Origin of the sequence: Paenibacillus lycopersici, assembly GCF_010119935.1 — a bacterium.
GTDB classification, from domain to species: Bacteria; Bacillota; Bacilli; order Paenibacillales; family Paenibacillaceae; genus Paenibacillus_Z; species Paenibacillus_Z lycopersici.
In genome coordinates, this window is record NZ_CP048209.1 from 1,724,632 (window position 1) to 1,750,506 (window position 25,875).

The 25,875-nt window shown below is 53.1% G+C and carries 20 protein-coding genes and 1 pseudogene; 15 read left to right on the forward strand and 6 right to left on the reverse strand.

Features of this window, described 5'->3' with window-relative positions; genetic code table 11:
- Window positions 1–17 precede the first annotated feature (17 nt).
- Window positions 18–983, forward strand: coding sequence for an ROK family protein (locus GXP70_RS07375; protein WP_162355856.1), 966 nt, complete (start codon window positions 18–20; stop codon window positions 981–983).
- 98 nt (window positions 984–1,081) lie between these two features.
- On the opposite strand, the gene GXP70_RS07380 is transcribed toward GXP70_RS07375, so the two are convergent.
- Entirely contained in the window at window positions 1,082–1,939 is an 858-nt protein-coding gene (locus tag GXP70_RS07380) for a phytanoyl-CoA dioxygenase family protein (protein WP_162355857.1), read from the reverse strand.
- A gap of 173 nt (window positions 1,940–2,112) precedes the next feature.
- Between GXP70_RS07380 and GXP70_RS07385 the strand changes: the two genes are divergently transcribed.
- Together GXP70_RS07385 and GXP70_RS07390 are read left to right on the forward strand one after the other, a co-directional pair.
- On the forward strand, window positions 2,113–2,985 hold the full coding sequence (locus tag GXP70_RS07385) for a helix-turn-helix transcriptional regulator (RefSeq protein ID WP_162355858.1): 873 nt from the start codon (window positions 2,113–2,115) through the stop codon (window positions 2,983–2,985).
- A gap of 54 nt (window positions 2,986–3,039) precedes the next feature.
- Window positions 3,040–4,551 (forward strand): sulfatase family protein, encoded by a 1,512-nt coding sequence (locus tag GXP70_RS07390; protein WP_162355859.1) that lies wholly within the window; start codon window positions 3,040–3,042, stop codon window positions 4,549–4,551.
- Window positions 4,552–5,285: 734 nt separating this feature from the next.
- Here the strand turns inward: GXP70_RS07390 and GXP70_RS07395 are convergent.
- Window positions 5,286–7,094 carry a cellulase family glycosylhydrolase gene (locus GXP70_RS07395; RefSeq protein WP_162355860.1) on the reverse strand — a complete coding sequence of 603 codons (1,809 nt, stop codon included), beginning with the start codon at window positions 7,092–7,094 and terminating at the stop codon, window positions 5,286–5,288.
- A 425-nt stretch (window positions 7,095–7,519) separates the two neighbouring features.
- Here GXP70_RS07395 and GXP70_RS07400 point away from each other — a divergent pair, with 425 nt between their 5' ends.
- From GXP70_RS07400 to GXP70_RS07435, 8 genes and pseudogenes are all read left to right on the forward strand, one after another.
- Window positions 7,520–8,461 (forward strand): ABC transporter permease, encoded by a 942-nt coding sequence (locus GXP70_RS07400; RefSeq protein ID WP_162355861.1) that lies wholly within the window; start codon window positions 7,520–7,522, stop codon window positions 8,459–8,461.
- Window positions 8,462–8,465: 4 nt separating this feature from the next.
- On the forward strand, window positions 8,466–9,356 hold the full coding sequence (locus GXP70_RS07405) for a carbohydrate ABC transporter permease (RefSeq protein ID WP_225442704.1): 891 nt from the start codon (window positions 8,466–8,468) through the stop codon (window positions 9,354–9,356).
- Between the two features lie 265 nt (window positions 9,357–9,621).
- Entirely contained in the window at window positions 9,622–11,004 is a 1,383-nt protein-coding gene (locus GXP70_RS07410) for an extracellular solute-binding protein (protein WP_225442705.1), read from the forward strand.
- Between the two features lie 76 nt (window positions 11,005–11,080).
- Window positions 11,081–14,272 carry a hypothetical protein gene (locus GXP70_RS07415; RefSeq protein WP_162355864.1) on the forward strand — a complete coding sequence of 1,064 codons (3,192 nt, stop codon included), beginning with the start codon at window positions 11,081–11,083 and terminating at the stop codon, window positions 14,270–14,272.
- Window positions 14,273–14,359: 87 nt separating this feature from the next.
- Entirely contained in the window at window positions 14,360–15,409 is a 1,050-nt protein-coding gene (locus tag GXP70_RS07420) for a LacI family DNA-binding transcriptional regulator (protein WP_162355865.1), read from the forward strand.
- Window positions 15,410–15,652: 243 nt separating this feature from the next.
- Window positions 15,653–16,927, forward strand: a complete 1,275-nt coding sequence (locus tag GXP70_RS07425; RefSeq protein ID WP_162355866.1) for a Gfo/Idh/MocA family protein — start codon at window positions 15,653–15,655, stop codon at window positions 16,925–16,927.
- Between the two features lie 191 nt (window positions 16,928–17,118).
- Window positions 17,119–18,243, forward strand: coding sequence for an AI-2E family transporter (locus GXP70_RS07430; protein ID WP_162355867.1), 1,125 nt, complete (start codon window positions 17,119–17,121; stop codon window positions 18,241–18,243).
- An 88-nt stretch (window positions 18,244–18,331) separates the two neighbouring features.
- Window positions 18,332–18,771: pseudogene (locus GXP70_RS07435) on the forward strand (GntR family transcriptional regulator); the annotation flags it as partial.
- Window positions 18,772–18,777: 6 nt separating this feature from the next.
- On the opposite strand, the gene GXP70_RS07440 reads toward GXP70_RS07435, so the two are convergent.
- The gene (locus tag GXP70_RS07440) at window positions 18,778–19,644 is read right to left on the reverse strand and encodes a helix-turn-helix transcriptional regulator (protein WP_162355868.1); all 867 of its coding nucleotides are present in this window, start codon (window positions 19,642–19,644) and stop codon (window positions 18,778–18,780) included.
- 132 nt (window positions 19,645–19,776) lie between these two features.
- Between GXP70_RS07440 and GXP70_RS07445 the strand changes: the two genes are divergently transcribed.
- Entirely contained in the window at window positions 19,777–21,306 is a 1,530-nt protein-coding gene (locus GXP70_RS07445) for a glycoside hydrolase family 31 protein (RefSeq protein WP_162355869.1), read from the forward strand.
- Between the two features lie 57 nt (window positions 21,307–21,363).
- Here GXP70_RS07445 and GXP70_RS07450 read toward each other — a convergent pair whose 3' ends face one another.
- Complete coding sequence (locus GXP70_RS07450) at window positions 21,364–22,047, reverse strand: hypothetical protein (RefSeq protein WP_162355870.1); 684 nt, start codon at window positions 22,045–22,047, stop codon at window positions 21,364–21,366.
- Window positions 22,048–22,192: 145 nt separating this feature from the next.
- Here GXP70_RS07450 and GXP70_RS07455 point away from each other — a divergent pair, with 145 nt between their 5' ends.
- The 3 genes from GXP70_RS07455 to lspA are packed head-to-tail and all read left to right on the forward strand — an operon-like array spanning window position 22,193 to window position 24,480.
- Entirely contained in the window at window positions 22,193–23,323 is a 1,131-nt protein-coding gene (locus GXP70_RS07455) for a sensor histidine kinase (protein ID WP_162355871.1), read from the forward strand.
- Complete coding sequence (locus GXP70_RS07460) at window positions 23,320–23,973, forward strand: response regulator transcription factor (protein ID WP_162355872.1); 654 nt, start codon at window positions 23,320–23,322, stop codon at window positions 23,971–23,973. Before GXP70_RS07455 ends, GXP70_RS07460 begins: the two co-directional genes overlap by 4 nt.
- A 39-nt stretch (window positions 23,974–24,012) precedes the next feature.
- Window positions 24,013–24,480 (forward strand): signal peptidase II, encoded by a 468-nt coding sequence (gene lspA, locus GXP70_RS07465; protein WP_225442706.1) that lies wholly within the window; start codon window positions 24,013–24,015, stop codon window positions 24,478–24,480.
- A 462-nt stretch (window positions 24,481–24,942) separates the two neighbouring features.
- Here lspA and GXP70_RS07470 read toward each other — a convergent pair whose 3' ends face one another.
- Both GXP70_RS07470 and GXP70_RS07475 read right to left on the reverse strand, forming a co-directional pair.
- Window positions 24,943–25,314 (reverse strand): DUF6220 domain-containing protein, encoded by a 372-nt coding sequence (locus GXP70_RS07470; protein ID WP_192043426.1) that lies wholly within the window; start codon window positions 25,312–25,314, stop codon window positions 24,943–24,945.
- A 33-nt stretch (window positions 25,315–25,347) separates the two neighbouring features.
- A complete protein-coding gene (locus GXP70_RS07475; protein WP_225442707.1) occupies window positions 25,348–25,866 on the reverse strand; it encodes a hypothetical protein in 519 nt (172 codons plus the stop codon).
- Window positions 25,867–25,875: the final 9 nt, after the last annotated feature.

Consider the following 25,875-nt stretch of genomic DNA (forward strand, 5'->3'; position numbering starts at 1 on the left):
TCGAGGGATGGGAAACGATGCGTGACGTATACGCCGGGATCGACATCGGAGGGACGAATACCGTTGTCGGGTTATTTGACGAGCGAATGAATCTGGTGATGAAAAGCAGTTTCGCGACGGTAAAGCCGGATCGGATCGCCGGCGCCGCGCCGATGCTGGACCGCTTGGCAGAGGAGGTGCTCCGGCTGGCGGAAGATTCCGGCGCAGGCGGCAGGCTGCGCCGCGTCGGGATTGGCGTACCGGGGCAGATCGATGCGGCGCTTGGCATCGTTCGCGATGCCAGCAACCTCGGCTGGCGTGACGTCCGCTTGGCGGCGGAGATGAAGAAGCGGCTGGACGTGCCCGTGGTTATCGAACACGACGTGCGTTCGTACGCGAAGGGAGAAGCGGTCGGCGGCGCAGGCAAGAGCTGCCGCGACTTCATCTGTCTGACCGTCGGCACCGGCATCGCGGCAGCCATCATGGTGGATGGCGCGATGGTTCGCGGGGCGAACGGGTTGGCCGGCGAATTCGGCCATGACATCGTGGACGGAGAAGCCGCGCCATGCGCCTGCGGCAAATCGGGGTGTCTGGAGACGATCGCCTCCGCCACCGGCATCGCCCGTCTCGCGGAAGAGCTGGTGCTGTCGGGCCGCATCCCTGAGCTGGCAGCCCGGCGCGGTTCCATTACCGCGCAGCATGTGTATCAGGCCTGCATGCAAGGAGACCCGGATGCGAAGGCGTTGTTCGAACGCGTCGGTACCTTGATCGGGCGCAAGCTTGCGGGGCTTGTGTATGCGCTGGATCCTGAGCTTATTATCGTCGGCGGCGGCGTGGCGGCGGCGGGCGATCTGTTGCTCGAGCCGATCCGGCAGGAGCTGCGGCGCCATTGTCCGCATCAAGCGTCGTATTTGAAGGTCGCGGCGGCGCAATTGGGCGACGAGGCCGGGCTGATCGGCGCGCTTCATACCGGTCTGATCGGCGATGAACGGGCAGGTATGTGAGTCATAGAGAGGGAGAGAGCGCATAAAGACTGCCGTCTTGCTCTAGTCGTAACGATCCGGCGAGGCAAAGGGGGAACCTTTGCTCCGCCGGATTCGTGTTATTCACCCGGCGGCTCCGGATTCGACTTGCTGTAAAGCAGCGGATTGAGCGGGCTTCGAATGAGATCCCCCGGCCCCGCGCCCGGTATGCAGCCGGCGAGATCGAGCGCTTGGGAACGCGTGCGGATTTCCTCGGCTACGCGCGCGCCGTCGGCTACGTAGATGACCGTCATCACTTCTCGCGTTTCTCCCGTCGGATTGGCCGGCGCATTATGCATCGTCCAGCCGTCGTGGAAGGTGGCGTCTCCCGCCGCCATAGCGCCGTAAGTAACAGTCGGAAACCCTCTTGCCGCGATCAGCTCCTTGAGCGTCCGGTGCGATTCGTCGGATATCAGCAGATCAACGGCATAACCGAGCTTGTGGCTGCCGGAAGCGAACGTCATGGACCCCATTGCTGCGGAAATATCGACGATCGGCATCCACATCGTGATCGTCTTGCCCGTATCGATCGGCCACAGCACCTGGTCCTGATGCCATGGCGTATGGCCGCCTCCGGGTTCCTTGAACAGCGCCTGATCGTGATACATGCGCACGCCGTCCACGCCCATCAGCTCGGCGGCGATTTTGGCAAAGCGCCGCGCGAAAGCGAATTTCCTGGCCGCCTCCGAGCGCTCCCATACATTCGCGACCTGGATGAACGCTTTGCCGTAAGTCGAACGTTTCTCCAAGGGGTCCATAGGCTTGGCATTGGCCATCACGCATTGCCGGATCGCTTCCCGGTAGGGGGCGATCTCTTCCTTGGCGGCGGCGCCTCTGACGATCGTATGACCGTCCTCGCGGTACTGCGCGATCAGCTCGTCGGAGAGGGGATAATCCGATTGCAGATCGGGTAACTGCGCGTCCTCGTAAGGTTTCAATGAAGCTCCTCCTTGTTATTTACTATCTGCTAATTACTATCTGCTAACTCAGTATAGCGGTACGTTGGAAGAGACAGTTGTCATAAATCGATAGGCGTATGCGTTTTTTTGATCTTTTCCTATGGTCGGCCGTATTGCAAGCAATGCCGCCATTCGATTAAGGAGGATGCCGTTTGCAGGTCGAACAGGAAGCCATTGGCGTCGATTCCGGATTCCCGTTTTGGTTGACGTACCGCATGAGAGGCCGGTCGGAGTTCGATACCCCGATCTTTCATTTTCACGATATGCACGAAATCGTCATCGTTCACGAAGGAGAAGGCGACTTCTTTATCGAAAATCAGAGGTACGCGATGAAGAAGGGCAGCGTCTTCGCGATTGCCGGCGACGCGCTTCATCGGTCGATTCCGGACAAGCGCCGGCCCTTTCTATGCTCCGTCGTATTATTTCGCCCCTCGATCGTGAGGATGCTTGCGGCTGATGGCGATTACGACCCGCTGCAGCCGTTCTATTGGAACGAGGGGCATCGGCAATGGCTGACGGGGGATGAGCTGAGCCTATGCGAGCTCATGCTCGGCGAGATGAACGGCGAGTGGTCCGGCGCGCGGATCGGCTGCCGTCATGCGCTTGTCGTGCTGCTTCATCGTCTCTTGCTCGCCATCAACCGCCGGCAGACGAGGCAGGACGAAGCCGCAGCGCCCGCCCTTTCAAGAAGCGCGGCATGGATGAACGGGATTCTGCGTTATATTGACGATCATCTGCTGGATGAACGGATGACGCTGGACTGGCTGGCCCGGCAGGCACTGGTCGGGCCCGAGCATTTTAGCCGGACGTTCCGGAGAGCGACAGGCTGTACGCTGCCGGCTTATCTAAGTGCCAAACGAATGATCAGGGCCAAGGAACTTCTGCTGCATTCCGATCATTCGATCTCGTATATTGCCGATAGCTGCGGATTCGGCAGCGTTTCTTATTTTCACCATACGTTCAAGAAGCAGGCCGGCATGACGCCCGCTCTCTTCCGAAGGATCTCCCGGATGGGGGAGAGCTAGCCTGTTCGTTGGCCGGGCAAGCGATTGGAAATTTGCTGTCAGGGGGAATACGGTATGGCTAAACCTAACATTTTGCTCATTACCAGCGATCAGCAGCATTGGAATACGATCGGTGCTTTCAATAAGGACATTCATACGCCGAGCCTGGACCGGCTGGCGCGGGAAGGGACGACGTTCACGAGAGCGTACTGTCCGAATCCGACCTGCACGCCGTCAAGGGCATCGATCATCACCGGGATGTACCCAAGCCAGCACGGAGCGTGGACGCTCGGCACCAAACTGCTGGAAGACCGGCATACCGTCGGCGAAGATTTTGCCGCTAACGGCTATCGAACGGCGCTGATCGGCAAAGCGCATTTTCAGCCGTTACGCGACACGGATGCGTATCCATCCGTAGAGGCTTATCCGATTTTGCAGGATTTGGCGTTCTGGAAGCAGTTCAATGGACCGTTCTACGGATTCGACCATGTGGAATTGGCGCGCAACCATACGAACGAGGCGCATGTCGGTCAGCATTATGCGCTGTGGATGGAGGAGAAGGGCTGCTTGAATTGGCGCGATTACTTCCTTCCTCCGACAGGGACGATGGATAAGCAGATCGAGCACAAATGGCCGATTCCGGAGCAATACCATTACAATACGTGGATTGCCGAACGTTCGAACGCGCTGCTCGAGCAGTATAAGGCGAACGAGGAACCGTTCTTCCTATGGTCAAGCTTCTTCGATCCTCACCCGGACTATCTCGTGCCCGAGCCGTGGGATACGATGTACGATCCGGATCGGCTCACGATTCCGAAGGCCGTTCCGGGCGAGCATGACCGCAACCCGCCGCATTTCCGAATGACGCAGGAGGAGGATCCGGATTTCGGCGCTTGGCGCGAAACGGGATTCGGCATTCATGGCTACCACTCCCATGTTCAGCGTTCTCCCGAAGAGCGCAAGAGGCAGGTCGCGACGTATTACGGCATGGTGAGCTGCATGGATCAAGCCATCGGCCGGATATTGGATAAACTCGACGAGCTTGGCATGGCGGACAATACCATTGTCGTGTTCACGACGGACCATGGCCATTTCTTCGGTCAGCACGGCCTGCAGCATAAGGGAGGCTTCCATTACGAGGACCTGATCAGACTTCCGTTCATCGTCCGCTATCCTTCCCGCGTTCCGGCCGGACGCGTATCGCCGGCGATTCAATCGCTGGTCGATCTGGCGCCCACATTCTTGTCGCTTGCAGGCTTGCCCGTCCCTTCCGCCATGACAGGCGTCAATCAGAGCGGCGTATGGCTCGGGGAACGGGAGGCGGCCAGAGATCATGCGATCTGTGAATTCCGGCACGAGCCGACGACCATTCACCAGAAGACGTACGTCGATGACCGATACAAAATCACGGTGTATTACAATCAAACCTATGGGGAAATATTCGATCTCGCCGAGGACCCGGATGAAGTTCGCAATTTATGGGATGATCCGAATCAGGCTGCGTTGAAGACGGAGCTGCTGCTGAAATACGCTTGGGCCGAGCTGGGAAAAGAATCGATGCCGATGCCGCGTATCTGGCATGCCTGAGCAAGGCTGCCCGCCGGTATGCCGGTATCCGTCATCACGGATGGCGGGAATTCAAACACAAGACATCGCGAAAGCGCATGTTACGCCTGCGCCGAAGACGGGTTGTGTGGAAGAAACATGCCGTCCGTCCATGTTAACGAGCCCAGTGCGCTGATTCGGCTCGAAAACCGCCTAATTAATATCTAACGAACCCAGGACGCCTTATTTAGCTCAAAAACCACCTGATTAAAATCTAACGAACCCAGGACGCCTTATTCCCAGAAAACATGCCATTTTGAGAGGTTATTGCTTGTTTTCTCAGGCATAACGCCTCTAGGGTTTGTTAGAATTTGAAAAGCGGTTTTTCTGAGCGAATAAGCGCGATACGATTCCTTAACTTTAGCGATGCCGAATGACGTGAACAACCTTGCAAGGGCGGATGTAATCGTTCCCCTCGCGTTCTCGCGGACGGTGCCGCTGAGTAATTTGGATGCGCAGAATTTCATGAGAAATGGATAAGCAAGAAGACCAGGAACAGGAAAGCAAGAAGACCAGCATCCGTTGAAGGATGCTGGTCTTCTTCATACCGCTACGATTCCGCTACGACCTTCTGCTTTCGATAGAAGAGTCTCGCGATTGGATTGCATTAACGGCTACGGTCAGCGACGTGATGAAGGAGAGCAACGCCAAGTCCCGTAGAGGGTCGTATCCGGTATCCAATCGCTTTGCCGCTGCCGCCAGCAAGCGACATCCACTTAGTTAACGGAGTAATCATCGCAGTAGATCGTCCCGGATGACGTCCAGGCTCCGATTTCCAGCTTTGCAGTGCCTGCAGGAGCTACGTAAGTTGTCGTCTTCTGACTATAGCTGGAGGATGTAATGTTAAGGTCGACTTCCGAGCCTGCAATATCGGCGCCGCTTGCGTTCTTAGCCTTGATATAGATGGCGCCGCTGCCTCCGCTTGCATCTGTTTTGCCATATGCCGACAGATGATAGGTATTTCCGGCAGCAGCGTTTATTTGTTCGAATACGCCGCTGCCGTTCGTAACTTTGGCCGAATAGCTGCCGGAGTTGGCATTTCCGGTTACGGCCGATACGCTGCCCCAGCTGCCCCATGAAGTCAAGCCGGATTCAAAACCGGGGTTGGCCAGCAAATTGAGCGTAAGCGAATAATCATCGCAGTAGATCGTCCCGGATGACGTCCAGGCTCCGACTTCCAGTTTGGCAGTACCGGCAGGAGCTACATAAGTCGTCGTTTTCTTGCTATAGCTGGAGGATGTGATGTTGAGGTCGACTTCCGAACCTGCAATATCGGTACCGCTTGCGTTCTTAGCCTTGATATAGATGGCGCCGCTGCCTCCGCCTGCATCTGCTTTGCCGAAGGCCGACAGATTATAGATCGCTCCGGCGCTTGCATTAATATCCTGATACACGCCGCCGCCGCTCGGAACTTTGACGGCGTAGCTTCCGGAATTGGCATTGCCGGCTGCCGCCGAAGTGCTGCCCCACGTCCCCCATGAAGATAAGCCCGACTCGAAACCCGTGTTGGCAAGCGTATTACTCGAACCGAGTCCCGGTTGGCTGCTTAGCCAAGTTTTTGTAGCCTGGATGGCATTTTTAAGCTGAGTGCCCCAAGTCGTCAGCACCCCGCTATTTTGCACGTTATCCATGCCGTTGCCGGGTCTCCACCAGCTCCAGCCGCTATAACCTTGCGAATACCCATTGGCAATTGCCCAGTTGGAGACCGTATCGATGACTTGATTCGCGTTAGCATCGGTCGACAGGTCATCGGTCGATGGCCCGAACTCCCCGTTGATAAGCGGTATGGCACCGTCGGCGCTGACGGTGCCGGCGTAATACGTGGAGCCGAATTGCGCATTGCTAACGCCGCCGATCCACTTGGTGCCGTACAGATACGCATTCCGAACGTCGCTTACATTGGTGGAATAGTCGGACAGCCAGCCATAGAAGTGGGAATCCCAGACGACCCCGTGCATCGAAGCATAGCTGCTTGGGGTCTGCGCGTTAGCTCCTTCGGTGTAGAGGACAACGATATTATTGTTGCCGGTGCCTCGCACTTGATTGTACACTGCGGTGTGTTCATTGGTCAGGGCGGCGTTAGTGGGCTCGTTCATCGTGCCGATCCAGACATAGGGATTGCTCTTATAGTAATTCGCGAGGGAGTTGATCCAACTGAGGTAATTGCTAGGTTCGCTGCTCGTATCGAACGTTGGCCATGGATGGTATTCGATCTCGCAAACGACGCCGTGCGCGGTCATTGTATTGATGAAGGACGAAAAGTAGGACGGATCATGCGTTGAATCATCGGGTATACGGATGAAGTTGATTCCCGGAAACATAGCAAGCACTTGGTCGGCCGTACCGTCGCTGAGATACATGTCTAGCCCGCTCGCGACATAGCGGTTACCGTTCGGGTCGTAAATTTTGCCGTTGACGACCTGAAAATTCCCATTGCCTGCCGCTTGACTGACTGGTACGCAGGACAACGATAAAATCAGTGATAATGCCAACAACAGTGCTAATTTTCTTCCTGCCGCTTTCATAAAAACCCTCCTTTTCGATTGAACTGCGTGTTTAATTGTAAACGTTTTCATGATGAGGCGGAATAAAATATTCTCCGGCGGCCTTTCATTTTCTACTGTCTTGGCTTAACAACGACGCGGCTAACCGCTCCGTTTGTTCATGGGAGGCGTTCATTTCTGTGATGTGGCTCCCGTGAGCACGAGGACGAGGGCTTTGTTTTGGTTCATTTTCCTTACTATCGATCTAGTGAATTAGTCATGGGAACTTTGAGATTTGGATCCAAATAATCCATTGACACATCATATTTTTCTCATTATTATAGCATTATTCAAGGAAAAGTTGGTGCAAATATCCGGCGGTTTTTTGCCGAATATGCGCCAAACGAGCTCCGACTTGTATGGACCGGAATGAGATCGAACGCGAAATACTGAAACGAGGTGAGCGAATGTCAACAACGACCGAGAAAATTTCGAAGCCATCCTTTTACTCCAAATTTTTGTATGACTGGAAATGTAACCGCTCTTTTTTGATCATGTCGATACCTGGGTTAGTCATCATCGCCTTATTTGCTTACTATCCCATGGTCGGCGTTTTAACCGCTTTTCAAGATTACAGCCTGTTTAAAGGGATGACCGGCTCCGAGTGGATCGGATTCGATAACTTCAGACGGTTTTTTGCGGATCCGAACTTTTATCGAATTGTAAAAAATACGTTCCTGCTCGGTCTCTATAACTTGCTGTGGTCATTCCCTGCGCCAATTGTTCTCGCTTTATTGATTAATGAAATGGTACATCCGAAATTGAAGCGATTTGTTCAAACCGCTACCTATTTACCTTACTTTATATCGGTTGTCGTTATCGTCGGCATTATGAAGTCGATGTTTAGCGATACAGGTATCGTGAATGATATGTTAGCGGCGGTGGATGCAGGCCCGATCCAGTTTTTCAACGAATCCGGTTTTTTTAGAAGCATGTATATCGGCTCGGACATATGGCAGGGAGTCGGCTATTCCAGCATCCTCTACTTGGCTGCTATTACGGGGGTCGACACCGAAATGTACGATGCGGCCAAGATCGACGGCTGTTCAAGGTTCAAGCAGATTTTCCATATCACCTTGCCAAGCATTCGCCCGACCATTATTACGTTGTTCATTCTGGCTGTAGGCAGCATCGTCAGCGTTGGATTCGAGAAGATCCTGTTAATGTATAGCCCGGCTACCTATGACGTAGCCGACGTTATCTCTACCTATGTGTACCGTAAAGGGATGTTCGACCAGGATTATGGATTCTCAAGCGCGATCGGGCTGTTTAACAGCGTTGTTTCTATTATCTTCTTGCTGAGTGCAAACTTCTTCTCCAAAAAATTCTTAGATGAAGGTTTGTGGTGATGTCGTGAAAAATCCGAACCGAATTAGAGATCCGATCGAAGATCAGGTTTTTCTCGTCATCGTCTATATCATATTAGCGATTACGGTGTTGATGATGCTGTATCCCTTTGCCTACGTGTTATCTGTCTCGATCAGTGATCCTGCGGAAGTCATGGCCGGGAAGGTTTCGTTCTTTCCGCGCGGGTTTGACGAAGGCGCCTACCGGACGATGATTAATCACCCTGTTTTCTACACGGCCTACCGAAACACGATTCTATATACCGCGGTTGGTACGCTCTTTACGTTGTTCTTCACTTCCATTACGGCTTATCCGCTTTCCAAAGACAAGTTTCAAATGAGATCCTATATCGCCCAAATCTACATCGTCACGATGTTTTTTAGCGGCGGTATGATTCCGACCTATCTGGCTTTTAAGTCGATGCATCTGATCAATACGTTTTGGGTTATGGTTCTTCCGGGGGCATTGTCCGCCTGGAACGTCATTCTGATGAGATCCTTCTTCAGGAATATACCTGAAGCCTTGAGCGAATCCGCTCAAATTGACGGCGCGACCAATTTTCAGATATATACCAAAATCTACTTACCGCTCTCCAAGCCCATTTTGGCCACGATCGGCTTATTTACGGCAGTTGGCATCTGGAATGGCTATTTCTCCGCGCTGCTCTATTTAAATGACAACACGAAATATCCTTTACAGATGATATTGAGAAGTATTTTGATCACGGCATCCGTCGATCCAAGCGATAAGGGCGCTTACGCCGAACTCACTCACTCTCCTACAGAATCGTTAAAAATGGCATCGATTGTTATTTCCACGCTTCCTATTATGTGTATATATCCTTTTATACAAAAATATTTCGTGAAGAGTCTGATGGTAGGCTCGATAAAAGGATAGTATATAAACTTAAAAAGAGGAGAGTCTTGTTATGAAAAGATTGTTAATCTTTTTTGTAGCGGTCATTATGTTGATTGTTACGGGGTGCAGCAGCAACGGCAACAACAAATCTTCGAATTCCACAGAGAAAGCAACAACGACGAATGCTTCGACTGAAACGCAGGCAGATGAACCTGCTGCAACCGGTGCACAAAAAATCAGCGCCAAGCCTATTCAAGTCAATTGGTTTTTCACGGCAAATACCCCTTACACGGGGGATGAAGAAGTGTTCAAGACGATCGAAAAATACACCAATATTAAAATCAAGCCGATTAACGTATCCCGTGCAGACTCTACGGAGAAAATCAATACGATGCTGGCATCCGGCGAGCTGCCGGATTTGATGTCGCTGCAGAGCGGACAGAAATATGCGGATAAATACGGCCCGCAAGGCGCATTCTTGGATCTGACGCCATACATGGAGTCAGGCAAGCTTGATAATATGAAAGCCATGCTGGAGAAATACGCGCCTGCAATGGATCTGGATCGTTCGCCTGACGGCAACTATTACGGCGCTCCGAGAATGTACGACGTTCCTTATCGTGCCGACGAGGTATTGATCGGCAGAACCGATATTTTCGCGAAAAACAACTTATCCACGAAGTTTGAAACGTTCGATGATTTATACGATACGTTAGTGAAGCTGAAGAAGCTGTACCCGGATTCCTATCCGTATTTCGTAAGATGGGGAACCAATCATTTAATTCAGAACCAAGCCTACTTCAGAGGGTCCGACACTTCCTTCTATCTCGATCAAGCGACGCAAAAATACGCGTTCGGTCCGGATAGCCAAGCTTACAAGGATACGCTGATCTTCTTGAACAAGCTGTATGCCCAAGGGCTGGTGAATCCGAACTTCGCCACGATTACGGATGAAGAATGGAATGAGCTGTTGGCTACGAACAAAGGCTTCGTGACGATCGACTACCCGCAAGCCGGCGACGAAATCATTCAAACCATGGGAGCCAAAACGCCGGAGGGCTTTGAGTTTACGGCTTTGCTTCAGCCTAAATACAACGATACTCGAGTAGGAACGGTTGTATTAAGCGGATATTTCGGAGCTTTGAAAATGATTTCAAGCAAATCCAAATACAAGGACGAATTGGTTAATTTATTGAACTGGATGTACAGCCCCGAGGGGATCAACGCCATGCAATTCGGTATTGAAGGCGAATCTTATGAGAAGAATGCCGACGGCACGATCAAGTTTTTGAAGGATTTCCAAACGCCTGCAACGCCGAAGGGCACGATCACGAATTCCGGCTTGAATAATCAAGACCTGTTCACGGTCGTCAACCAAGAAGCGATCAATACGTACGAGCTGAACGGCGCCGCAATGAAAAAGTCGGTCGCGTTCTTGAGCGAGAACAACGCCTTCGGCAAAGCGACCTTTAATGCGAAATTTACGAATGATAAAGAGCAAAAGGAATACGGCGACCTCAAAACGGCGATTGACACGTATGTCGAGGAAGCTTCCGTGAATATCATTATCGGCAAGCAAAGCATTGACACTTGGGATTCGAAAGTCATTCCGCAGGTTAAAAAGCTTGGCTCCGAGCGAGCTTTGGAGCTCATCAATAAAGCATACGACGAGACGTTCAAGAAATAATCGCTATCTCATCCATCGTTCAAAAGGAGTGTGAGCTTTCACGCTCCTTTTGCATCTCACATATCGGGAGGATCCTATGTATAGTAAAATGACGATTCAGGATTATGCGGAACCGCCGCATATCAAGCCTGGCGATGTATTCACTTACGACTTTGTGCTTGATGATTCGGATTTTATCGCGGATCACGATTTCAAGCTCATGTTAAAAGGCGAGTATGCGATGCACCCCTCTTGGATGACAGAGGCGGGGTACCCTTATTTATACCGCATGATTGATGACTGTCTGTGTCCGATCGATACCCATCATAGTCAGTTTTACTTGCGGTTTAAAGGTAATGGCGAAGCGTATCGAAAGCGTGCCTATTATAAATTCGTAAAGCCTGAACATGCCGGCAATCGGTTCACCTTCTCTATCTATGCCAAGGCCGAGCAATTAATAAAGAATACCGATGCGGAATTGGACATTGTTTTTGAGAAGCGATGGATCAAAGAAGGGGTGAACAAAGCTTCAATCAGTTTAGACCCGGATGAAGTGATCGTTATTCCGATCGAAGAGGGAACATACCCGTGGAGCAAAATCGAGAAGGATTTCGTTCTTGAAGATCATGTCGCTTCCGTCTTGGTCTACATCCATGTAAAGGGATGCACCGGCGATCTTTACTTGGAGGATCCCTATTTACAAGGGAACTTCTATTGTGAGCCGGGCTATAATTATTTGCCGCAGTTTACGATGTTTAATCCGTTTCATGAGGATATGAACTGGCTGGGGGAAAACCTCTCCAAGAAAGAATGGGCAAACCTTCAAATCGCAATCAACGACGAGGTTTGCTTTGACGGCGAGTTTTTTCAACGTTCGCTGCGGTTTACCGAGAAAGAGATTAAAATCGATCAAGCTTTATTGAAGGCAGGAAAAAACACGATTAGCATCACTAATCAAGCGGACCATTTTATGCCTCATCCTTATCGGGTTAAATCCTTATACTTGCTCTATAAGGAAGCAAAAAACTTGACCGTAGTTGGTTATAATGATTGCATACCATTACATACGCCTATTCCGGTTCTGATTTACTTGAAACAAGCGTCGACCGTTACCGTAAGCGGCAATGAAAACTTGGTATTCGATCAGGTGCATGAATGCAAAAAGGGCTTTAACGTCATCAACTTTACGGCAACGGCACATCAAACGAATGTCGATATCGGGCTCCGTTGCGGTCTGGAAGAAGAAACGATTACTATAATCCGTACGCTGGTAAAGCAAGACGACAATGTATTGACGGGAACGTCGGATGCCATCTATATCGCTCAGGATATGGAGGAGTTCGACGAGTATTTCTGCTGGTACATCAACAATCGATTGGGTAATTTTATTACGTTAAGGCCCGTTTATCGCTGGTCTGGAACGAGGGAATTAAACGCTGGCTTCTGGTCGCATGTTGTCGATCTGTTTACGGAGCTTCGCTATCATTATTGCCATATTATCGATGGGCGCGAGCTTCCGGGCATGAATGCCAACCCAACGAGAGCTATGTTAGAAGGACCTTATTTTGTAGGCAATCAGGGACATGAAAGAGACGGGGCCTTCTATTATTGGGGGATACGGCGCGGCGAGAAATTCGCCTTTTTCGATGAGCTGATGGAGCGGTTTATAAACAAAATCGAAGATGGAAAATATCTGACGCCTCCTGTCTATGCACGTAATCGCGTATTTGCGAATTATGATCCCGTGAAGCCGGCGGATATGGAAGAAGCGGCTAATCAGCTTGTCGATAACGTTCGGTATTCGTTAAACGGCATGAAGCGGCATTCGGGTCCAAGCACGCTGTTCAAATATTTCTACGAGGGCGGCGTGGAAAGCGCCGGGAGCGAATTGATGTACGGTCCTCATGAAATTATAATCGCTGCCCAGAGAGGCGCGGCCATTGCGTACAACAAGAAGGATTTGTTGGCACATTTGGCCGTTCAATGGTCAACGCTGCCTCATGATACGGAAGAAAGGTTCAGAAGGTATCGGCTTTCGCTGTTTGTTTGTTATACCCATAACATTAATCACATCAATACGGAAGAAGGACTTATGCATATCGAAAGCGAGCTGGCCTTCTTCGATCGTTTCTCTCCGGCTTGCCTCGGGCACTTGGAAGTTCAACAGAACTTTGCTCATTTTGTAACCACGCATACAAGACCGACGAATATGGTTGTCCCATTCGGGTTTCTACATGGGAAGAATGATGCTTGGGTTTGTTTTACAAGGCCTAATGCGTGGGGACAAATCGGCGACCAGTGGAAGTTCGACCATATGGAAGAAAGCTGGGATTTACTGAAGGTGTTCTTCCCGGATGCCGTTCTGAATGCGATTTATAGGTACCCGTGCGAAAACAAACCGCAAGGATTTTATTCAAGAACGCCATACGGCACGGTGGATATTCTGCCTATAGAGGCTCAGCAGGCTGCTTATCAAAACTATAAAGTGCTTGCATTCTTAGGTTACAATACGGCTACGGAGCAGCAGTTTAAGCAGATCCTTGCATTCTGCGAAAATGGCGGTACCGCAATCTTGACTTGGGCGCATCTGTTCACCACAACGGATCGAAATGAAGCTTTAACGGGAACAAGCGGCTTTATCGAGAAGGGCTTAACGGAAAGGCTGCTAGGGATACAAGACTATACGTTCCCTGCATATAATGAGGATCCGAAACGAATGGCGGAACTTACCTTGCAAGATACGGCGGCAGTCGTCCAGACCCATCATGACAAAGCGCTTATTATTCAGAACAGCGTCGGCAAAGGCAAAGTCATCTTCATGAATTCGCTGCACTATCCGGCCAACCCGGCTATTCGCGATGAATACGAAGCTGTCTTGAAGCAAGCGGCTGAGGAAGCTTCTAAGGCGGAGTATGAGAAAGGGTATATTGTAAGCGATGATACGGTCAACTTTACGGTGTTTGACCGCGAAGATGGTTTGAGAGTCATCTATTTGCTAAACATCGATTGGTGGAGTGACAAAGAAATTGCGAAGGCAACATTGAAATGGAACAATCATTCGTTTGAAATCAATATTGAGCGTGATAAAATCAATATGATTACGCTATCCAAATCGATTGGCATCCTGACAAGGGATATGGATACCGAGGTGGTTTCGATCCGCGAGTCCAACGGTGACGCTACCGTTCGCTTACAAGGATATGGAACAACATCCATTGAGGTAATAACGATGAACGACGTTCGCGAAGAAACGATATCGATTAACGGCTTTTATGAAAGGACGTATTAAAAAGCGCATGCTGGTGAACGAGCAGTTAATGGGCTTTGAATTCCGCTAATGGGTGTCACTCATTCGAATAATCGAGGAGGTGTTAATTTGCCGACTTTGAAGGATATTGCCGACCGGCTCGGAGTATCGATTTCCACCGTATCGCGTGCGATTAGCAATGATGCTAATCGCCCTGTCAGTAAAGAGACCAAGCGCAAAGTATTAGAAGTTGCGAATGAGATTGGCTATGAGATAGAGGAAGACGAGGCATCTTCGGCGGCGAAAGCCCACTATCAAATCGAGAAATCAATAGGCTGTATCATGCCTCAGTCTTTATTTGATTATCATCCGTATTTTTCGAGCATTTTGTCGGGCTTCCGCAAGAGGCTATATGAGCTTGGGCGAACTCCTGCGTTTTTTACGGCGAGAGAAGAACTGGCGAGTCCGAATTACCTGCGCTCTTTGATCAGGGAAACGGGAGTGAAGGGCATTCTTTCGATTGCCTGGTATGATAAGGAGCAATTCGAGGTCTTGAAAGAAGAAGGCGTGCGCGTGCTTGGCGTCAGCTTGAACTATGATAGCTTAGCCGTACCCGTTGTCGATTGCGACCGCCTCTCGGCTGCACGCTCCGCAGTCAGGCATCTGATTGCGCAGGGACACAAGAAAATCGGATTTATCGGGGGACCATCCTTCTCTAATGAAATGGACGAGGACGAACGATTTTCAGGCTACAAGTTCGGTATGCTCGAAACGGGAAGCGAGCTGAACAAAAGCTGGATTATTAATGCCAAATGGGACGTTGATTTGAGCTACAGTTTAATGAATGAGATGCTGGACAGGCTGAATGCGGATGAAAGACCGACAGCCATGTTTTGCGCAAGCGACGCGCTGGCGTTACCCGCGCTTCGCGCCGCCGTAGAGAAAGGCTATCGCATTCCTCAGGATATCGCATTCGTCGGCATGGATAATATTGAATTCGCGCAATATTCATCGCCGCCGCTCACAAGCGTGCAGGTGCCGAAATCGGAAATCGGCGAAGTGGCTGCGAACATGTTGGTGAATTACGTGGAGGGTCACTATTCGCTGCCGCTCAAAGTGCTGCTTCCGTATGAACTTGTGGTTCGTCAATCTTCAGCCTTCATTAACAAGGAAGGCTAAACGTCATACGCGCTAGTTTTTTAATCATGACCGCTATAACCTCTAAATGCCGTTCAGCCAATAAGGTGAACCGCTTTTGAGGTTTTTTTTGAGCATGCAGCGTATCATAATTGTAATGAGAATTTGGATCCAAAAAATAATTGACATGAAGTGATTATTCCAAATATGATTGCTTTAATGAAGTGAATTTGGCGCGAATTGAGCAAAGCTTTCAATTTGAACTGACAGAGGAGAAGAGTAAACATGAAGCCGTTAACAGCTGTTTTAATCGGAGCCGGCGCGCGCGGCGCGGGAAGCTACGCGCCATACGCGCTCCATTATCCGCATGAGCTCAAATTCGTCGCAGTAGCGGAAGCCGATCCCGGTAGGCGGTCTACATTCGCCGATGACCATAGCATTCCAGCCGAGCGTGCTTACGAATCATGGGAGATGCTGCTCGCTGAAGGAAAACTGGCGGATATTGCCGTCATCTGTACGCAGGATCAGATGCATTTCCGGCCGACCATCCAAGCGCTGAACAAGAAGTATCATGTTCTTCTGGAGAAACCCATGTCTCCCCATCCGCAAGAATGTCTGGAGATGGAGAGAGCCGCCCAAGAGAATGACAGACTTCTGACCATCTGTCATGTACTGCGCTACACGCCGTTTTGGAGTACGATCAAGGAGAAGATACAAGCGGGGGATATCGGGGACATCGTCTCCATTCAGCTGAACGAGAATGTTGGTTATTGGCATATCGCTCATAGCTTCGTCCGAGGCAATTGGAACAATTCCGAGCAATCGAGCCCGATGATTCTCGCAAAATCCTGTCATGATATGGATGTTTTATCTTGGCTGATGGATCAGCCGTGCACGAGGGTCAGCTCGTTTGGTTCCCTGATGCATTTCCACGAGGGCAATGCGCCGGAAGGGGCTGCAGAACGGTGCCTTGACTGCCGCGTGCAATCGACCTGCCCTTATGCTGCGCAGCGCTTTTATTTGAGCGAACAGTTCAAGCCCTGGGCTAGGCATTTCGCGCCGGATCTATCCTATGACAAGATCGTGCAGGGATTGAGAGACACGAACTACGGTCGTTGCGTCTATAAGAGCGACAACAATGTCGTGGATCATCAAGTCGTCAACATGGAATTCGCGAATGGAGCGACGGCGATCTTCAGCATGTGCGGCTTTACCTTCGAGCAAGAACGGCGAATTCAAATTATGGGGACAAGAGGGGAGCTTCGCGGAGAAGGGAATGTCATTACGGCGTTCGACTTTCTTACGCATAGGAAGACCGAAATCACCATTGCCGAACAGGCCAGCGGTCACGGCGGGGGCGATGCAGGCATCGTCGGCAGCTTCCTGGATGAAGCGAGGAACTATGGCGGTCAGGAGAGCTTGACATCGGCATCCGCTTCGGTCCGCAGCCACTTGATGGCATTTGCCGCCGAGGAATCGCGCCTGAATGGCGGGAAGGCCATCGTTCTGGATGAGTACGCCGCAAGTCTTCGTCCCGTAGATGTCCGAAAGGGATGTTAGACATACAACGACTAATGGCACTTATTAACGATTAATGGCACTTATTATAGAAGTCCCATCAACGAACTTTATTTTCCTTCCTATTGATGAGGGGAAATAAAGTTCTTTCCTTGATAGGTATGTATTCTTGCCGGCATTATGTTAATGTTATTCATAGGTAGCTACTATTGTTGCAAGGGAGTTAGGTTCGTATGCCGCAAGGCAAGTGGTTTCGCATAGGCTATGGCATCATCGTCGTCTTATTGATTGCCTACTTGGCTTCCAAGGTTGACTATTTGTACGATCCGATCGTCAAGGTGCTGGCGGCGTTGTTCTTACCGCTCTTGATATCGGGCGTCTTTTATTATCTGTTTCGTCCGTTCGTCAGGCTGTTATCGTCCAAGCTGCCGATGTGGCTGGCCATACTTCTCGTCTACATCGGCGCTGTCGGCCTTTTATATTTGTTCTTCTGGATGATTTGGCCGCCGATCCAGGAACAGTCGATCAACCTCGTGAACAATTTTCCGCAAATCGTCAAATCCATTCAGTCATGGCTCGAAACCGTGCAGCAGCATGAGTGGTTTAGGCAAATCGAGCAGAAGAACACGCTCTCCACGGAAAATCTTACGAATAAGTTAACCGGCTCGATGGACGGGATTCTTAATTCGGTCATTGGCAGCGTGAGCAGTCTGTTCAATCTTGTCATGAGCTTCGTCTTCCTGCTCAGTCTCGTACCGTTCATGATCTATTACCTGCTGAGCGAAGGGGATAAATTCCCGCACCTCGTCCTGCGAATGTTTCCGGAGCGCTACCATCGCGAGGTAAGCGGCGCGCTGAAGGAGATCGATGCGTCGATCGGGTCGTTCATCCTGAGCAAGGTATTGACGTCGCTGCTCATCGGCGGACTTACTTTCATTGGCTACCTGCTGATCGATTTGCCCTATCCGCTGCTGTTCGGGCTGATTGCCGCGATCACGAACTTCATTCCGTATATCGGGCCGCTGATCGCCTTCGTTCCTACGGCTATCGTGGCGCTTACCGTCTCTCCGATGACCGTGCTTCTCGTCGGCGTCGTGCTCATCGTCTCGAACCAGATCGAATCGAATGTGATCGGTCCGCGCATCATCGGCAAGCAGATGCATGTTCATCCGCTGACCGTCATGCTGCTCGTCATCGGCGCGAGCGCGATAATCGGCCCTTTCGGCATGATCTTCGTCGTTCCCGTCTACGCGATCATCAAGATTATCGCGATCCGTACCTACAAGTTCCGCAAGCTGAACCATATCCCGCCGAAGGATCCGCTGCATTTCACGTCGGACGAGCATAGGGAAAGCTAAACGCGGACCGGACGGGCAATGAAGCACGCCAAAGCCAAAGCATGCCATTGTACTTAAGCTGACAGCAATTCGACAAAGGATGCGGATCATGCCATTTAATTCGTTTGATGATTATCCAATGAGCTGGAAGCCGACGATGGATAAAACCCGGAAACCGATTTATAAAGCGCTCGCGCGGCAATTGCAGCAGGATATTCTAACCGGCGTGCTATTGCCCGGAACGAAGCTCCCCTCGCAGCGGGAGCTGGCCGACTTCCTGGACTTGAACTTGAGCACCGTATCCAAAGCGTTCAAGATGTGGATACGAAGCCGAAGCATCTGATCGAGATGGGGGCGACGCTGCCGGACAAGGATTCGTACGAGCCGCTGCTTCTGCAGCTGCGAAGCATGCTCCGGGAACCGGACTATCGGCAATGGTTCGGCTATGGCCGTTCGGGCGCCTGGCAGAAGGACGCCGCGATTAAATTTATCCGCAGGAGCGGCCTCGCAACGACGGCCGATCGCATTGTCATGGCGAATGGCGGCCAACCTTGGTTACTCGTAATAGATGGCGTCATACGGAAATTCCAGCTTCTTCTCGCGATACGCCGTTGGCGTTAGGCCCATGTACGCATGGAAGACCTTCCCGAAATAGCTGGGGCTCTCGAACCCGCAGCGTTTGCCGACTTCCTGGATCGGAAGATTCGTCGTTCTGAGCATGGCGATGGCAGCTTCGATCCTTCGATCCCGAAGATAAGAAAGCGGGGACGTGTGCTCGGCTTTCTGGAACAACCGGCACAGGTAGTATTTGTTGATCCGGAGCTGCTCGGCCAGCATGTCTAACGTGATCGGCGAAGCATAGCGCTCCTTCATCAGCTGCTTCGCCTGATGCAGGACGGAGTTCGACTTGGAATTGAGCTCTCGTCCTGACTCTCTGCTTGATTGGAGCAGAGTGAGCATCCACTCATACGCAGAGACGGACAGACGGTACTTATCCGTCATCTTCGCCCCGGCAATCTGGCGGAAGATCGTCCACAGGTTCGCGATGACGGGGGAGCTCGCTTCCATGCGGAAGACCGGGCCCCCTTGTTCCATCGCCAGCCCCCAGATCCGGTTCGCTTCGTCTCCCCTCATATTCAGCCACAGAATCTCCCACGGCTCTCCGTTATCCAAGTAATAATAGCAGTGCCGGCTCGGAATCCGCACGAGAAATCCCGTACCCTTGGGCAGCGAGAAGCGCTGGTTCTCAAACTCCAGATGGCCTTGTCCGCGAAGGGTATATTGGAAAATCACATGTCCGACATCCGGTCGGTTATCGCCGGCGAATCGGTATTCGGAGCTCGTGATCGTTTGCCATCCGATGGAGTCGATCGTCAAGATCGAATGATCGTTAGTGCGAAATCCGTAGACGCCAGGCTCCATGCTGCGTTCACTCCCATACAGACAAAGTCAATTCCGTTATAGTTTAACGCACAATCTTAAGATTGTCCTCCCGAGCGGCGAATTGTAAGATCAGAACAGGAAGAGCGTTACATGCTCAATAGGAGGCTCGCTATGGATAACGATACGATTCGAATTCCGTTATTGGACAAGGAGTACTGGTGGGGAGGGGCTGTCTGCGACGGCGTACGGATGCCATTCGGCGATAAGCCCTATCAAAGGGAGCTGTTCGGAGATGCCGGCTATAATCAGGCGAGCCCTGTTCTGCTCTCCAATAAAGGCCGGTATGTCTGGTCGGAAGAGCCTTATCGCTTCTCGTTCGACGGCGAAGAGCTGATCGTCGCAGGGCGGAAGGGATCGGTCAAGATCGAGCAGGGCGGGAATCATCTACGCGAGGCTTTCCTTCATGCCTCGAGCGCGTATTTCCCGTCCTCGGGCACCCAGCCCGATGCGATGTTCTTTAACGTTCCCCAATACAACTCCTGGATGGAGATGAGCTACCATCCGACGCAGGAGAAGGTGCTGGAATATGCCGAAGCGATCCTTGCGCACGGCTTCCCGCCGGGTATTCTGATGATCGATGATAATTGGCATGAGGACTACGGAACGCTGAATTTTCATGCGGGGCGGTTCCAGGATCCCAAGGCGATGGTCGATCGGCTGCATGAGCTCGGGTTCCGCGTAATGCTGTGGGCGAGTCCGTTCATTAGTCCCGATGGGGAAGTGTTCCGATTGTTGGATCAGCAAGGGCTTCTATTGAGGGAAAGGAACGGGGAACCCGTTATCCGCAAATGGTGGAACGGCTACAGCGGTATTCTGGACGGAACGAACGCAGAGGCGCTCGGTTGGTTTACTCGCGAGCTGGACCGGCTGATGGAGATGTACGGAATCGACGGATTTAAGCTGGATGCCGGAGATCCGCAGTACTACAGCCCTTCCGACGTAAGCGCCCGTCCAGCGACGCCGAACGAACAGTGCGAAGCTTGGGCAAGGCTTGGCCTGCGGTATGCCTTTAACGAATACCGGGCTTGCTGGAAGCTTGCCGGCCAGCCGCTCGTTCAGCGGTTGTCCGATAAGAATCACAGCTGGGACGAGGACGGGCTGGGCAGCTTGATTCCGAACGGCTTGGCGCAAGGGCTGATCGGCTATGCCTTCAATTGTCCGGACATGGTCGGCGGGGGACAGTACGGGGATTTAATTCGTCCGGATTATGTGGTGGATCAGGAGCTGTTCGTTCGGTACGCGCAGTGCTCGGCCCTGTTCCCGATGATCCAATTCTCCACGGCTCCCTGGAGAGTGCTGGACGAGGAGCGCTTGCAGTATTGCCTGGAAGCAGCGAAGCTGCACGGCCGCATGGGCGCTGTAATCGAAGAGCTGGCGAAGCAAGCGGCCATGTCCGGGGAACCGATCATGAGGCATATGGCATACGTGTTTCCGGAAGCGGGCTATGAGCGCGTAACGGACCAATTCATGTTGGGCAGCGACATTCTGGTGGCTCCGGTATTGCAGCAAGGCGCGGTTACGCGAACCATTCTGTTCCCTGACGGCAATTGGCTTGGCGATGACGGAAGCCGTGTCACCGGACCGTGCGAGGCTGAAGTCGAGGCTCCGTTATCCCGGTTGCCCTGGTATCGCCGTCAATGAGGAAGCTCGGGCCCGAGCCGGGGGAATGTCCCTTAGCTCGGGCCTTATCAATGCGGTTCAGGACGGCACGGTCGACGGAGCTTTAGGAACTCGGGTCCGTTCAACTTTGGCGATGACCGCCGCGAACCCGATATAATAGACGAGATTAAAGACGGCCACGACGTTCTCGTTCGGAGGAAAGGGCCCCCAGATGGAATTGGCATTGAACAGTAATAGCGCGAGGAAGACGAGCAGCATGCCGTAGCGGCCGTTAAAGCCGCTGCCGACGGGGCGGGTGGACGCCATGTAGAGCAGCAGCCCGAGCAGCAAGAGCGCGGACTCGATGCCGAAGCTCCACGGGATGCTCCGATAGACGCCGAAGCCGACTTTGAAACGATTGCCCAGCAGCGGCAGGTCGCGGTCGTGAACGATTACGTCGAGCACCCAATGCGACAGGACGGCCGACGCAAGGATGAGGCTGGATTTGACGCTGCGGCGCGGCCCGGCTGCGAAGCGATAGACGCAGTAAGCCGCGACCGACCAGAGCATTGCAGCCAGCAATCCGTGCGAATAGGGCATATAAGTCAGGTGTATCGGGCTGGCGGGCAGCGGCTGCCTCGTGTCCGCCTTCTCGATGCCAAGCAAGACGAGCGGGCTCCACACGATGTCGAGCCATTGCACCGCCAAGAACAAATGCCATAGCTTGAGGGTCGGATCTACCCTCTTGGCCCAATAACCGACCGCATAATGACCGCCTAGCATAAGAACGCCTCCCGGGAAACTTTTTCGATATGGATTTCTCTTCTACTGTGATACGGTAAGTGTGATACGGTAATCATATATCGCTTGGCAGTCATATGAATATTGACCGGGGTCATCCTTCCGTCATCTAGTAGGAGGCATGTCGTTGCGCACGCTGTTTATTGTCATGAGGCTTGTTGGATATGGATGTATCGAGATTAGCGCGATCGGGCAATCGGTAGGTTGGGGCTGGCTGGAATGGGCCGTCAGCATCGGCATTGCGCTGTGGTGCGTAGGGGACCACTGGAAAAGGCCCGATGCCCGAATGAAGGTGATGCGTCTGGGCATCGCCGTCGAAACGGCGCTCGTGCTGGCGTGGGCGATCGTCATTCGGGATGGCGTCGTTCTGTTCGCGCTGCTGTCTCCGCTTGCCCGCTCCTGCATTCATCTTCGCTGGCGGGATAGCGCCTTCGCGATGCTGATCGCCATGGCCGGCGTCGGCCTGTGTTATTGGGACTTGGAGACGGATCTGACGCTTCAGCTGATTGTGCTGCCCGCGGCCGGCGGATACGCTTTCGTCCTGGGCGTGCTGCTCAAGCAAAGGGAGCAGGCCCGCCGCATGGCGGCCATATCGGCGATTGAAAGAGAACGGCGCGCGCAGGGCGAGGAACGCATTCGGATCGCGAAGCAGCTTCACGACCGGACAGGGCAATATTGGTCGGCGATTGCGCGTGCATTGGATGTCGCCCTGCGCGTGGAGGGAGAGCGAAGAACGGAGTTCATCCGCAAAGCGCGGGAAGCGTCGATGGAAGGCTTGCAGGAAATGAGAGCCGCGGTAGGGCTGTGGAGCGGCGGACAGCAGTCGCCGGGAGACTGGATGCGGTTCATGGAACGGTCCGTTCGGCGATATGTCGAAATCGGCGGGATCGAGATCGCGCTGGACTTGCCGCCGGAGCTCCCGTGGTACCGTTGGCGGGAGCCGGAAGAAGCAGCCGAGACCGTGGTCCGAATCGTCATCGAGTCGTTGACGAACGCGATCCGGCACGGTCTCGCGGAAGCGATTCGGATTCGGCTCGAGGCGGGGCGGGAGGACTTGCTCATCCTCGTGCAGGATAACGGAGCGGGGTATTCCTTGGATGCGTCAACGGCCAGGCCTGCGGGGACGGGCATCGCATCAATGAAAGAACTGGCGCAAGCCTACGGCGGAAGCTTCGATATCGCCGGCCAGCCAGGGCGGGGAACGACCGTTAGGGTCCGGCTCCCTTATCGCGCGGAATCGGAGGAGATGCCCGAATGATTCGGATCGGAATCGCGGAGGACCAGACGTTAATTCGCGAGAGCTTGGCGATCGTGCTTGGCTTGGAGATAGACATCGAGGTGAGCTGGACGGCGGCGACGGGAGCCGAAGCGGTATCGCGCATGGCGTCTGAACCTGCCGATGTCGTCCTCATGGATCTGCGGATGCCCGGCCTGGACGGCGCGTCCGCCATGCGGCGTATCCGGTCGCAAACGCCGGAAGCGCGGTTTATCGTCTTGACGACGTTCCGGCATGACGAGTGGCTGATGGAAGCGATCGATGCCGGAGCCGCGGCATGCCTGCTCAAGGAGGTGCCGCCCGAGCTGCTCATCGAGGCCGTCCGCGGGGTCGTTCGCGGAGACTGGGATCCGGAGAGGTGGACTCCGGATTGGCGGAAATACGCTCCGGAGCTCCAATTCCGGATGCGGTTGTCCAGCCCGTCGATCGCCGGCGGGCCGGATGCCTTGAGCTCGCGGGAGCTGTCCATTCTCGGCAAGCTGTGCGCCGGAGCAACGAACAAGGAAATTTCCGCGGACCTTCATCTGACGGAAGGGACGGTGAAGAATTACGTGTCCGCCCTGTATGCGAAGCTTGGCGTGCGGCACCGCGCCGAGGCGGTGAAGATAGCTCGGGAGCGGGCGTTGGTATGAATGCGCTAACGACATGAGTATAAAGAATACCGAAAGCAGGTGATTGCAATTTTCTATTGGATCGCGATACTGATGACGGCGGTGGATCAAATCACGAAACTGATCGTGCGTTTGAATATGCAGGTTGGAGATACGAATTTGTTTCGGGAAGGGATTTTGCGGTTTACGTATTATCAGAATTCCGGTGCGGCCCGCAGTTCATTTCAAGGCTACGGAAGATGGTTTGGCGTGCTCGCAGTCGTTTTCATTGTACTGGTCCTCTACTATCGGAAGAAACAGCCTTCGAACCGCCGTTGGCTGGATGTCGGTTTAGCGTTCCTCGTGGCGGGAGCGGCCGGGAATGGCGTGGAACGGTTATTGTTCGGGAAAGTAACGGACTTCCTGCAATTCGGATCCGGCCAAGGGATTATGAATATCGCGGACTTGTCCATCAATGCCGGTCTGCTCGTGATCATCGTCCAGCAGATTCTGGTATCCATGCGCGCGAGGAAGAAGCCTTCCTATTAACATCGGCGTACTATCGGCTTCATGGCGGGATCCGATCGCGAGGAAGCCTATCTCAATCAAGCTGGCATCCTAATAGATGGCGCGATCGCGATGAACGCAGTGAAGATCGCAGCGCTGCCATTGCGGTCCGGAAGCCCTAGAACACGATCGACGCCGCGAAAGGATCGCCCTCTTCCGGGCCCAGCGGATAGAGTTTGGTGGGACGATCGGACAGAGGATTCGTTACTGTCCCTGAATGGCATCGAATACAGGTTCATCGGCCGGTATAGCGAATCTCCTGTCCGTCAACACACGAAAATACGTGATTATGAGGGGAATAACGGATCTCCTGTCCGTTTCCTAGCTTCGACAGACGTACCCGTGACCCAGCCGTCATCAAGACGGCTGGGTCGCATTGGTGCGGGCAGTCCCATTCATGCCGGCGAACCGGCAGCTGGATCGGCTCGCTGATCCGGAGCCGCGCTACCGCGCGCTGCCCGTTCGCCAAGGATTCGAGCGGCGCAGCAGCACCGTCGTCGCCCACAGCAGCAGAAGCGCCGTGACGGGATGTACCGCCGCGAGCGCCCTTGCGCTCAGGTCAACGGAAATGTACTGGAAGACGATGAGCAGGTACAGCACGGCTGACAGCGTAACCGTAAGCCAGCCGAGCCGTCCCAGTAAACCGAACACGACCATGAGGACCGGGAAATATTCGAACACGTGAATGAACGACCGGTGCATCGACCAATCTCCGTTATCGAACACCGCCAGCCCCGCCAGGAACACTTGCGCGAACAGCGACGCCAGGAAAGCCCAGGCCAGCACGTAATAGATAATAACCGAATACCTTCTCATAAGCTTGTTCCCCCTTCCGAATAGCGAATCGAATTAGACCGCGGTCCGCCGGCCGCGTCTCCCGCCCGGCTTCCAGACGGACAGCGCGAACATCGCGAGCAGCGACAACGCCTGCAGCAGAATGCCGATCCACAACCATGTGTGGTTGACGCTGAAGCCCGCGGCTTCCCAGGCTTGCAGGCCCGCCTTATCCGTCTGTTCGACGCCGCGAAGCGTCCATTCGTAGATGCCGACGAAGCCGATGCCGATCGCGAGCAGCGTGAGGATCTCCTTGGCGATCAGCCAGTAATAACGGAACAGCCCCCATGAGGTGAGCACGGATAACAGAATGCCGGTCACGGTCGTGCCGATCGTCGACGCGCGGACGCTCGACGCCGCCAACAGATGCATGATCGTATAGCAGGCCCGCAGGACGGAATCGCTGTCCGTCACGGAAGCGGTCAGCGCGAGCAGGATGAAGGTCGCCTGCCCGCCCAGCATGATCGACGCGAAAAAAAGATGAAGCAGCAGCAGTATTCTTCGCTGCCGCAGCGACAGGTTGGTAGTGTTCACGGTGATAAC

Excerpts from the sequence above, each read along its gene's own strand:
- GXP70_RS07395 (WP_162355860.1), bottom strand. The coding sequence starts at position 7,094 with ATGAAAGCGGCAGGAAGAAAATTAGCACTGTTGTTGGCATTATCACTG.
- GXP70_RS07460 (WP_162355872.1), top strand. The coding sequence starts at position 23,320 with ATGATTCGGATCGGAATCGCGGAGGACCAGACGTTAATTCGCGAGAGC.
- GXP70_RS07450 (WP_162355870.1), bottom strand. The coding sequence starts at position 22,047 with ATGCTAGGCGGTCATTATGCGGTCGGTTATTGGGCCAAGAGGGTAGAT.
- GXP70_RS07470 (WP_192043426.1), bottom strand. The coding sequence starts at position 25,314 with ATGAGAAGGTATTCGGTTATTATCTATTACGTGCTGGCCTGGGCTTTC.
- GXP70_RS07400 (WP_162355861.1), top strand. The coding sequence starts at position 7,520 with ATGTCAACAACGACCGAGAAAATTTCGAAGCCATCCTTTTACTCCAAA.
- GXP70_RS07390 (WP_162355859.1), top strand. The coding sequence starts at position 3,040 with ATGGCTAAACCTAACATTTTGCTCATTACCAGCGATCAGCAGCATTGG.
- GXP70_RS07415 (WP_162355864.1), top strand. The coding sequence starts at position 11,081 with ATGTATAGTAAAATGACGATTCAGGATTATGCGGAACCGCCGCATATC.
- GXP70_RS07445 (WP_162355869.1), top strand. The coding sequence starts at position 19,777 with ATGGATAACGATACGATTCGAATTCCGTTATTGGACAAGGAGTACTGG.
- GXP70_RS07375 (WP_162355856.1), top strand. The coding sequence starts at position 18 with ATGCGTGACGTATACGCCGGGATCGACATCGGAGGGACGAATACCGTT.
- GXP70_RS07425 (WP_162355866.1), top strand. The coding sequence starts at position 15,653 with ATGAAGCCGTTAACAGCTGTTTTAATCGGAGCCGGCGCGCGCGGCGCG.
- GXP70_RS07440 (WP_162355868.1), bottom strand. The coding sequence starts at position 19,644 with ATGGAGCCTGGCGTCTACGGATTTCGCACTAACGATCATTCGATCTTG.
- GXP70_RS07430 (WP_162355867.1), top strand. The coding sequence starts at position 17,119 with ATGCCGCAAGGCAAGTGGTTTCGCATAGGCTATGGCATCATCGTCGTC.